Genomic DNA, 9,428 nt, shown 5'->3' with positions numbered 1-9,428 from the left:
CGCTGGCCCCGCCCCCCCCCACGCCGTCCCGCCCGGGCCCGGGGGCGCGCGCGGGCACCCGCCGCCGGGGCCGGGTGCGGTGGGTCAGCCGCCGTAGGCGGAGACCGGCGGGCAGGAGCAGACCAGGTTGCGATCGCCCTTCGCGCCGTCGATGCGGCGCACCGGCGGCCAGATCTTCGGCGCGGACGTGCCCGCCGGGAACACCGCCACCTCACGGCTGTACGGGTGGTCCCACTCGGCCGCGATGGACGCCGCCGTGTGCGGCGCGTTGCGCAGCGGGTTGTCGTCGACCGGCCACTCGCCCGAGCCGACGCGGTCGATCTCGTGCCGGATCGCGATCATCGCGTCGATGAACCGGTCGATCTCGGCCAGGTCCTCGCTCTCCGTCGGCTCCACCATGAGCGTGCCCGCCACCGGGAACGACATGGTCGGCGCGTGCAGCCCGTAGTCGGCCAACCGCTTCGCCACGTCGTCCACCGTCACACCGGTCGCCTTGGTGATCGGGCGCAGGTCGAGGATGCACTCGTGGGCCACGAAGCCGCCCTCGCCGGTGTAGAGCACCGGGAAGTGCTCGTCCAACCGGCGTGCCACGTAGTTCGCCGCCGCCACCGCGGTCAGCGTCGCCCGGCGCAGGCCGTCCGCGCCCATCATCCGCACGTACGCCCACGAGATCGGCAGGATCGACGCCGAGCCCCACGGCGCGGCGCTGATCGGACCGACGCCGGTCGCCGGACCGGCCGACGGCTGCAGCGGGTGGTTCGGCAGGAACGGAGCCAGGTGCGACCGCACGCCGATCGGACCGACACCGGGACCGCCGCCGCCATGCGGGATGCAGAACGTCTTGTGCAGGTTCAGGTGCGACACGTCCGAGCCGAACTTGCCGTACTGGGCCAGTCCGATGAGCGCGTTGAGGTTCGCGCCGTCGATGTAGACCTGGCCGCCCGCGTCGTGCACCAGCCCGCAGACCTCGCGCACGGTGTCCTCGTACACCCCGTGCGTCGACGGATACGTGATCATGATCGCGGCCAGGTCGTCGCGGTGCGCGTCGACCGTCTCGCGCAGGTGCTCGATGTCGACGTTGCCGTGGTCGTCGCACTTGACGACCACGACCCGCATCCCGGCCATCACGGCGGACGCGGCGTTGGTGCCGTGCGCGCTGGACGGGATCAGGCACACGTCGCGGTGCGCGTGGCCGTTGGCGCGGTGGTAGGCGCGGATCGCCAGCAGGCCGGCGAACTCGCCCTGGCTGCCCGCGTTGGGCTGCAACGACACCGCGTCGTACCCGGTGACCTCGGCCAGCCACCGCTCCAGGTCCGCGACGATCGTCAGCAGGCCGGCGGCGTCCGACGGCGGCGCGAACGGGTGCAGGTCGGCGAACTCCGGCCAGGTGATCGGTTCCATCTCGGCCGTGGCGTTGAGCTTCATCGTGCACGAGCCGAGCGGGATCATGCTGCGGTCCAGCGCGACGTCCTTGTCGGACAACGCGCGCAGGTAGCGCAGCAGCGCGGTCTCGGAGCGGTGCGAGTGGAACACCGGGTGGGTCAGGTAGTCGCTGGTGCGGCGCAGGTCGGCGGGGATGCCGTCGGCGGTGTCGGCGTCCAGGCCGTCCACGTCCGCGACGGTCACGCCGAACGCCTTCCACACCCGTTCCAGGTGGTCGCGCGTGGTGGTCTCGTCGCAGGCGATGGACACGACGTCCGCGTCGACCTGCCACAGGTTCACGCCCAGCTCGCGCGCGGCGGTGACGACGTCGGCGGCGCGGCCCTCGACCCTGGCCCGCACGGTGTCGAAGAACTCGCCGTGCACGACCTCGACGCCGTTCTCCAGCAGGCCGGCGGCCAGCACGGTCGCCATCCGGTGCGCGCGGGTCGCGATGGCCTTCAGCCCTTCCGGACCGTGGTACACCGCGTACATCGACGCGATCACCGCGAGCAGGACCTGCGCGGTGCAGATGTTGCTGGTCGCCTTCTCCCGGCGGATGTGCTGCTCCCGCGTCTGGAGGGCGAGGCGGTAGGCGAGCGAGCCGTCCGCGTCGACCGACACGCCGACGAGCCGTCCCGGCAGCTGCCGTTCGAGGCCCTGGCGCACCGCCATGTACCCGGCGTGCGGCCCGCCGAACCCGACCGGCACGCCGAACCGCTGGGTGGTGCCGACGACGACGTCCGCGCCGATCTCGCCGGGCGGGCGCAGCAGCGTCAACGACAGCAGGTCGGCCGCGACGACGACCTGCGCGCCCGCCTTGTGGACCTCCTCGATCACCGCCGCGTGGTCGCGGACCACACCGGACGCGCCGGGGTAGGACAGCAGCACGCCGAAGAAGTCGCCGCCCAGGCCGAGGCCCTCGATGCCCTGCGACAGGTCGGCGGTGACGATCTCGATGCCCAGCGGCTCGGCACGCGTCTCGATGACGGCCAGCGTCTGCGGCAGCGTGTCCGCGTCCACGACGAACTTGTCCGACTTGGACCGACCCGCCCGGCGGACCAGCGTCATCGCCTCGGCGGCGGCGGTGGACTCGTCCAGCATCGAGGCGTTGGCCAGCGGCAGGCAGGTCAGGTCGCCCACGACGGTCTGGAAGTTCAGCAGCGCTTCGAGCCTGCCCTGGGAGATCTCCGGCTGGTACGGCGTGTACGCCGTGTACCAGGCCGGGTTCTCCAGCACGTTGCGGCGGATCACCGGCGGGGTCGTCGTGCCGTAGTAGCCGAGGCCGATCATCTGCGTCATCGGGCGGTTCTGCGCCGCCAGGGCGCGCAGCTCGGCCAGCGCCTCGGTCTCGGTGGCGGGCGCGGGCAGGTCCAGCACCAGGTCGCGCTCGCGGATCGACTCGGGGATACCGTGCTGCGCGAGCTCCTCCAGCGAGCCGACACCGATCACGTCGAGGATGCGGGCCAGCTCCGCGGGCCGCGGGCCCACGTGCCGGTCGGCGAACGGGGTGCCGTGCTCGAGTGCGGCGAGGGGGATGCGGTCCTGCGTCATCGGTGCTGGCCTCCAGGGCTCCGGACAGACTTCTGCCGTTGCCCTCCCCCTCTGTCTTCCGCCCGACGTCGGGCGCCTGAGAGCTTCACCCGGCTGGCGGGCTTGCACCGTCGGCGGGGTCGGCCGGTTGTGCCCGACCCGCTTTCCAGAGGCGTCTCACCCGCGCGGTCCTTTGCACCTGAGAGGTTCCGGGGAGGATTTGCTCCTTCGGCGCCGAGGCTGGCTCGGACTCTCCCGCGCGGGATAAAGCGACTACGCGCGAAAGACTACCCGCTGGACGTGCGGGCAATGCCGTCGCGCGACGTGGATCTCAGTGCCCGGTACGCCGCCTGCCCGCCGCCGGTCGCTCGCAGTCGGTCGCTCGCAGTCGGTCTCCGGTCGCTCGCCGTGGGCCTCGGGCCGCTTCCGACCCTCCGGTGGCCTCTCTCGTCCGCCTCAGCCGATGGCCCGGGTGCGGCGGCGGCGGGACAGCTCGTCGTCGGACGGCTCCACGATCTCGGCCCCGTCAGCGCGTTCGGCGGGGAAGTCGTGGATCGTGCCGCTGATCTCCCGCATCGCGCCGCTGACCGCGATGCCGAACACCCCTTGGCCGCCCTGCAGCAGGTCGACCACCTCCTCCGGGGACGTGCACTCGTAGACCGTCGTCCCGTCGCTGAAGAGCGTGATCCGGGCCAGGTCCTGCACGCCGCGGCGGCGCAGGTGGTCGACCGCGACCCGGATGTTCTGCAGCGAGACGCCGGTGTCCAGCAGTCTCTTGACGACCTTGAGGACGAGGATGTCCTTGAACGAGTAGAGCCGCTGGCTGCCTGAGCCCTGGGCACTCCTTATCGTCGGGTTGACCAACCCCGTGCGCGCCCAGTAGTCCAGCTGGCGGTAGGTGATGCCCGCGATCTGGCACGCGGCGGGGCCGCGGTACCCGACCAGTTCGTCCGGCAGCGAGGAGTCCGGGAACAGTTCACCCTGTTCACCGGATCCGGCCCGGATGGGCGCTTCCTCGACCACGCCTGCCTCCCCTCGGTCCGGTCACGACGACCGGCGACCAACGTGAAGCCGCCGCGGTGCCCGAATAACACCGTGGCAATTCACCTGAGTTCGACGGTAAGACCGCCTAGGGGGCAGGTCAACGCGACGCGCGGGGCGTGTCTGGCCTCAACGTGAGGTTGAGGTTGAGAGAGTCGCCCGGCGTAAGCCATTCGGATGACGTTTAGTGATCGTTTAGCCGAACGATGTTGACGTTGTGTAATCCGAACTTGTGACACCCGGAGGTGGCACGCGGGGTTGATCCACAACGCACCGCACACACTTGCGAAGGGCCGTCCCCGGCGCCCGACCGCCGTCCCGGCCCTTCGCAAGTGCCGACCTTTGTCAAGCACCCGACCCGCTTGTCCACACCCCCACCGCGCCTGCCCTAGTTGTCCACAGGCAGCCGCCGGACACACGGGCGACAGGACCCCCGGGCGGGCAGGAAGGGCCACAGGCGGGGCCGCGAGTGAGGCCGCAGGCGGTAAGCGGGCCAGCGGGGCCGCAGGCTGGCAACGGGAGCGCTGGCGGGTGGCGTGGATGGGTGGCGGCAGCGGGCGGGCGGTGGCTCGCGAGCGGGTAGCAGAGGCGGGCGGGCGGCGAGCGGGCAGCGGCAGCGGAGGCGCGCGGAGAGCGCGGGTGTGTGGCGAGTGAGGGTGCGGCGGGATGGAGCGCGCCGGATCAGCGGTCCAGCGGTGCAGGGGGCGGAGGCCTGTGGCGACGCGCGGCCGGGCAGCGCGCGATGCGGGGCTTGGCTCGGGTGTGGACGGCGCGAGGTGGACAGTGCTGGATGGACCCGTGGAGGAGCGTGGCTACCAGCGCGGCTCAGAAGCAGCCCGGACTACGTGAAGACGCGACGCCTACCGGCCCCACCGCGACGAAGTTCGACCGGCACGGTCTGGGCGCACCACACCGACCGGCAGCCGGTGGGTGGCCTGGTCGCGTACCGCGCTCGGCCGCTGCGAGGCGGCTGAGTGCGGGGCGGCACGTGTCGAGACCCGAGTGCCCGCGGCCTACGTGTCGGCGCCGCGGAAGTCTTCCGGGGACACCGAGTCGAGGAACTCGCGGAACTTCTCGACCTCGTCCTCCTGCTCGTCCGGGATGATGAGGCCCGCCTCCGCCAGCACGGACTCCTCGGCGTGGATCGGCACGCCGATCCTCAGGGCCAGCGCCACGGAGTCGCTGGGCCGCGCCGACACCCGGATGTCGCCGTCGAACACGAGTTCCGCGAAGTACGTGCCCTCCTGCAGGTCCGTGATCCGCACCTGCTCCAACTGCCTGCCGAGGGCCCCGATGACGTCCTTGAGCAAGTCGTGCGTCAACGGCCGGGCAGGACGGACACCTTGCTGCTCCAACGCGATCGCCGTGGCCTCGACCGATCCGATCCAGATCGGCAGGTACCGTTCGCCCTCGGTTTCACGCAGCAGCAGGATCGGCTGGTTGGCGGGCAGTTCCACCCGCACGCCGACGACGCGCATTTCGCTCATCGGGTCTCGCCTCCCTCAGCGCGCTGAAATTCTGGCGTCCCCGCTACCTCACGAGGATCCCCCACGTACAGTTTCGACGCTACCCGCCAAGCGGGCTCAGTGCGCAACCGCCCGCCGGCTTCCCATCACGATCCCGCGCGCTTCCGATCACGATGCGGACACGCGTTCACCTGGGCGAAACAGGGCGGCCGACCACGTCGCGCAGACCCACCTTCACCAGCAGTGCGTGCAGGGTGACCGAGAGCGCCGCCACTTCCCGCACGACGTCGTCCGCACCGGCCCGGTCGCGTTGCCGGTCCGCCGCGCCGACGACCTGCTCGACCAGCCCTACGTCGTGGTCGGCGGCGGCGCGGAACGGGTGCAGGTGGTGCGCCGGCACCCCGTGCTCGACCATCGCCCGCACGGTCGACGCGATCTGCACCGCCTCGTGGTCGTACAACCCGCCCGCACCGGCCCTGATCAGGCCGTGCCGCTCCAGGTCCGCCAGCACACCGGGCTCGACGCCGGCCCGCGCCAGCAGGTCCTCGCGGGTGACGCGGTGCCCGGCGGGCGGGGCGAGGTCGGCCGCGCGCAACGCCTTGGACGCGCCGTGGTCGGCCGCCTCCAGCTGCTCCTTGATGACCTTCAGCGGCAGGTACCGGTCGCGTTGGGCGGACAGCACGTACCGCAGGCGGTCCACGTCCGCGGACGTGAACTGCCGGTACCCGGAGGCCGTGCGCGCCGGGCGGACCAACCCCTCCGACTCCAGGAATCGGATCTTGGAGATGGTGACGTCGGGGAAGTCGGGTCGCAGCTGCGCCAGCACCGCCCCGATGCTCAACCCCCCGCGTGGCCGCCCGGCCGCCGTCACCGGAGCCCCATCGCTCAGGCCCCCTGGCCCCCGGCGCCCGGACCGGTCAGGAACACCAGGCGGAACTTGCCGATCTGCACCTCGTCGCCGTTCGCCAGCACCGCCTGGTCGACGGGCTCGCGGTTGACGTAGGTGCCGTTGAGGCTGCCCACGTCGATGACCACGAACTCGCCGCCTTCACGGCGGAACTCGGCGTGGCGGCGGGAGACCGTCACGTCGTCGAGGAAGATGTCGCTGTCGGGGTGCCGCCCCGCGCTGGTCGTGTCGCGGTCCAGCAGGAACCTCGACCCCGCGTTGGGGCCGCGCTTGACCACGAGCAGAGCCGATCCGGCGGGCAGCGCGTCGACACCCGCGACGGCCGGCTCCTGGGCGGGCGCCTCGGCGCCCTCGACCTCGGCGAGGAAGTCGGCCCGGAAGACGGAGGTCCGCTCCGGGGACTGCTCGGGCGGAACGCCTGGCCCGTCGTTCGTGCTCACCTGAGCTCTCCTCCTGCTGCTGGAACTCTCGAGACCGCTAGAACCTATCGTGCCCGAACCCTTGTCTGAGGGGCGGCTCCCCCACCGACCGAAGAGCCGCCGGAAGATCGACGTCACCCCTGCGCCGCCAGCTCCTGGTACGCGGCGGCGTCGAGCAGGTCGTCGACCGCGGTCGGGTCGTCCAGCCGCAGCTCCACCATCCAACCCTCGCCGTACGGGTCCGTGTTCACCAGGTCGGGCTGCTGGTCCAGCGAGTCGTTGCGCGCGACGACCTCACCGGCGAGCGGCGCGTAGATGTCGGACACGCTCTTGGTGGACTCCACCTCGCCGAGGGTCTGACCGGCCGCGACCTGCTCGCCGAGCTCGGGCAGCTGGACGAACACGACGTCGCCGAGCTGCTCCTGGGCGTAGTCGGTGATGCCCACGCGCACGGTGTCCTCACCTGTGCGCAGCACCCACTCATGTTCCTCGGTGTACTTGAGCTCCTCGGGAATCACCGCGGTGTGCTCCTTCAGTGACGGTGGATCTTCGCTGCCGGATCTTCCCACGTCGGCGTTCAGGCCGGCGCGACCCCCGGCCGTCGACGCATCGCGAGGGTGAACTGGTAGACGTACAGCACCCCCGACCACAGGTACAAGGCCCCGCCCCAGACCATGAACGCGTACGCCACGGGCCGGGCGACCTGCGCGGCGGTGGAGGTGCCCTGGGCGAGCAGGAGCATGGGGAACGCGTACAGCAGGTTGAACGTCGCCGCCTTGCCCAGGTAGTTCACCTCGAACGGGCCGTAGCCGCGACTCCGGAGCACGGGCAGGCACACGCCGACGACGACCTCGCGGCCGACCAGCACCACAGCCACCCACCAGGGCACGATGCCGCGCACGACGAACGCGAGCAGCGTGGCGAGGATGTAGAGCCGGTCGGCGGCCGGGTCGAGCAGCGCGCCGAGCCTGCTGGCCTGGTCGAGCCAGCGGGCGACCTTGCCGTCGAGCCAGTCGGACAGGCCCGCCGCGACCAGCACGACCAGCGCCCAGCCGTCGGCGTGGGGCACGAGCAGCAGGTACAGGAACAGGGGCACGCCGAGCAGCCGCAACACGCTCAGCGCGTTCGGGATGGTCAGCAGCCGGTCGGCTGGATCGTGCGACACGTCCGCACTGTAGAGGGCCGCCCGGCGTGCCCCGGTGGCCGACTCGCGGTGCGACGTGGCCGGAGGACCCGCGGTGGCCCGTCGAAGGGGCTCGCGGTGTCCGGCGGTGGTCGACGCGCGGTGCCGGCGCGGCACGGTCGGTGCGGGTCGTACCCGCTCGGGTGGGCGGGGTCGACCGGCGTTCGTCCGGGTGTTCGAGGTCCGGGATCGTCCGGTTGTTCGAGGTCCGAGGGTCAGTTGTTCGAGCGGGTGCGGCTCCAGCCGCGGCGTTGCAGCTCGTCACCGCTGAGCGCTTGGGGACGACCCCGGTCGTCGACGCCGACCCAGCGGGCGCGGAAACCTTCGAGCACGTAGGCGTGGCCCTTGCTCCAGACCACGCTGCAGGGAGCTGTGGGCAGCGGCGCCGCGACCGCGGTGACGGCACGCACTGCCCTGTGCTTCGCGGGCTCGGACTCGGTTTCCGTTCTGGTGCTCATCTGAAATCCCTCCACCAGGGTTGTCGCTCACGGCTCTCGCGGCGTTATCCCCGTCACCCGATTCTGCGCGACCGCGGTCCGGACCACCTCCGCATTCGTGCCCAGTCGCGCCCGCCGGGCGGTCTCGTCGGTGAGTTGCCCGGACGCCGCCGAAGCGCTTCTCCCGAGGTGTAACCGGTCCCAGCGGTACCAAACCGTTCACCGTCCGTCACCCACCGCACGCCGAATCGCGCACTACACTGGCACTGATCAGGCGCCGCCCACCGCGCTTGTGGTGCCGCGACGGGCTACGTACGGTGGGTGGCGCAGCGGTTGAGCCAACAGCCGCGCCGGGAAGTCCGGCTAGCGGGATTGTTTCCGCCACGCTGCTGCTCTGCGCTGCGCGCACGTCTGCACGTGCGCGCGTCCGGGCTTCCCGATTCAGCGGTTCACAGCGGAAGAGGAGTGCCTCGTGACGGTTCAGGATCCGGACGTCGTGGAGACGAGCGGAGCCGAGTCCGCCGCGGCCGGTGGCCCCCGGGCCGGGCAGCTCGGGCTCGTCGCCCGCACCGCGGGCGAGGGTGTTGCCGTGGTCGCCGTGAGCGGTGAGGTCGACATGCTCACGGCTCCCCAGTTGAGGGCGGACGTGCTGCGGCACCTCGACGCCGGCGAGACGCTGGTGCTGGACATGTCCGGGGTCAGCTTCCTCGGCTCGGCCGGGCTCGCGGTGCTGGTGGAGGCGTCGCAGCAAGCGCAGCGCCGGGGCGCGGAGTTCCGCGTCGTGGCGGTGGAGCGCGCGGTGACCCGCCCCCTGGCCGCCACCGGGCTGGGTGAGGTGTTCAGCATCTTCGAGTCGGTCGAGCAGGCCCTGGAGGCCGGCCGGGCCCGCTGACGAGCGGACGGAACGGGTCTAGACGTGCGGTACCAGGTCGATGACTTGATCCACGCCCGCCGCGACGAGTGCGCGGCGGCGCCGCCGAGGCGGGCCTGGCCATCGGCTCGGTGCGGCACTACTTCGAGCAC

General features: G+C 71.8%; 9 protein-coding genes and 1 riboswitch. Of the genes, 1 reads left to right on the top strand and 8 read right to left on the bottom strand.

All coding sequences use genetic code 11. The features are described 5' to 3' along the window. Positions 1 to 84: 84 nt before the first annotated feature. The 8 genes from gcvP to AB0G02_RS21385 form a co-directional block, all read right to left on the bottom strand. The gene (gene gcvP, locus AB0G02_RS21420; protein WP_360797114.1) at positions 85 to 2,973 is read right to left on the bottom strand and encodes an aminomethyl-transferring glycine dehydrogenase; all 2,889 of its coding nucleotides are present in this window, start codon (positions 2,971 to 2,973) and stop codon (positions 85 to 87) included. Positions 2,974 to 3,128: 155 nt separating this feature from the next. Continuing rightward, positions 3,129 to 3,220, bottom strand: a riboswitch (glycine riboswitch). A 188-nt stretch (positions 3,221 to 3,408) separates the two neighbouring features. Further along, positions 3,409 to 3,975 (bottom strand): MerR family transcriptional regulator, encoded by a 567-nt coding sequence (locus tag AB0G02_RS21415; protein WP_360797112.1) that lies wholly within the window; start codon positions 3,973 to 3,975, stop codon positions 3,409 to 3,411. Positions 3,976 to 5,006: 1,031 nt separating this feature from the next. Next, positions 5,007 to 5,480 carry a bifunctional nuclease family protein gene (locus AB0G02_RS21410; RefSeq protein ID WP_053720858.1) on the bottom strand — a complete coding sequence of 158 codons (474 nt, stop codon included), beginning with the start codon at positions 5,478 to 5,480 and terminating at the stop codon, positions 5,007 to 5,009. Between the two features lie 166 nt (positions 5,481 to 5,646). Next, complete coding sequence (locus AB0G02_RS21405) at positions 5,647 to 6,330, bottom strand: MerR family transcriptional regulator (RefSeq protein ID WP_360797110.1); 684 nt, start codon at positions 6,328 to 6,330, stop codon at positions 5,647 to 5,649. A 14-nt stretch (positions 6,331 to 6,344) separates the two neighbouring features. Next, a complete protein-coding gene (gene garA / locus AB0G02_RS21400) occupies positions 6,345 to 6,806 on the bottom strand; it encodes a glycogen accumulation regulator GarA (protein WP_033427969.1) in 462 nt (153 codons plus the stop codon). Positions 6,807 to 6,919: 113 nt separating this feature from the next. Next, complete coding sequence (gcvH, locus tag AB0G02_RS21395; protein ID WP_360797108.1) at positions 6,920 to 7,303, bottom strand: glycine cleavage system protein GcvH; 384 nt, start codon at positions 7,301 to 7,303, stop codon at positions 6,920 to 6,922. Between the two features lie 59 nt (positions 7,304 to 7,362). Beyond that, complete coding sequence (locus tag AB0G02_RS21390; protein ID WP_360797106.1) at positions 7,363 to 7,950, bottom strand: CDP-alcohol phosphatidyltransferase family protein; 588 nt, start codon at positions 7,948 to 7,950, stop codon at positions 7,363 to 7,365. Between the two features lie 233 nt (positions 7,951 to 8,183). Beyond that, positions 8,184 to 8,426, bottom strand: coding sequence for a hypothetical protein (locus AB0G02_RS21385; protein ID WP_360797104.1), 243 nt, complete (start codon positions 8,424 to 8,426; stop codon positions 8,184 to 8,186). A 451-nt stretch (positions 8,427 to 8,877) separates the two neighbouring features. Between AB0G02_RS21385 and AB0G02_RS21380 the strand changes: the two genes are divergently transcribed. Then, on the top strand, positions 8,878 to 9,297 hold the full coding sequence (locus tag AB0G02_RS21380) for an STAS domain-containing protein (RefSeq protein ID WP_360797102.1): 420 nt from the start codon (positions 8,878 to 8,880) through the stop codon (positions 9,295 to 9,297). Positions 9,298 to 9,428: the final 131 nt, after the last annotated feature.

Source organism: Actinosynnema sp. NPDC023658, assembly GCF_040639995.1.
Classification (GTDB): domain Bacteria; phylum Actinomycetota; class Actinomycetes; order Mycobacteriales; family Pseudonocardiaceae; genus Actinosynnema.
The sequence above is the reverse complement of the archived record's forward strand: the minus strand, read 5'-3'. Positions and strand labels throughout refer to the sequence as shown.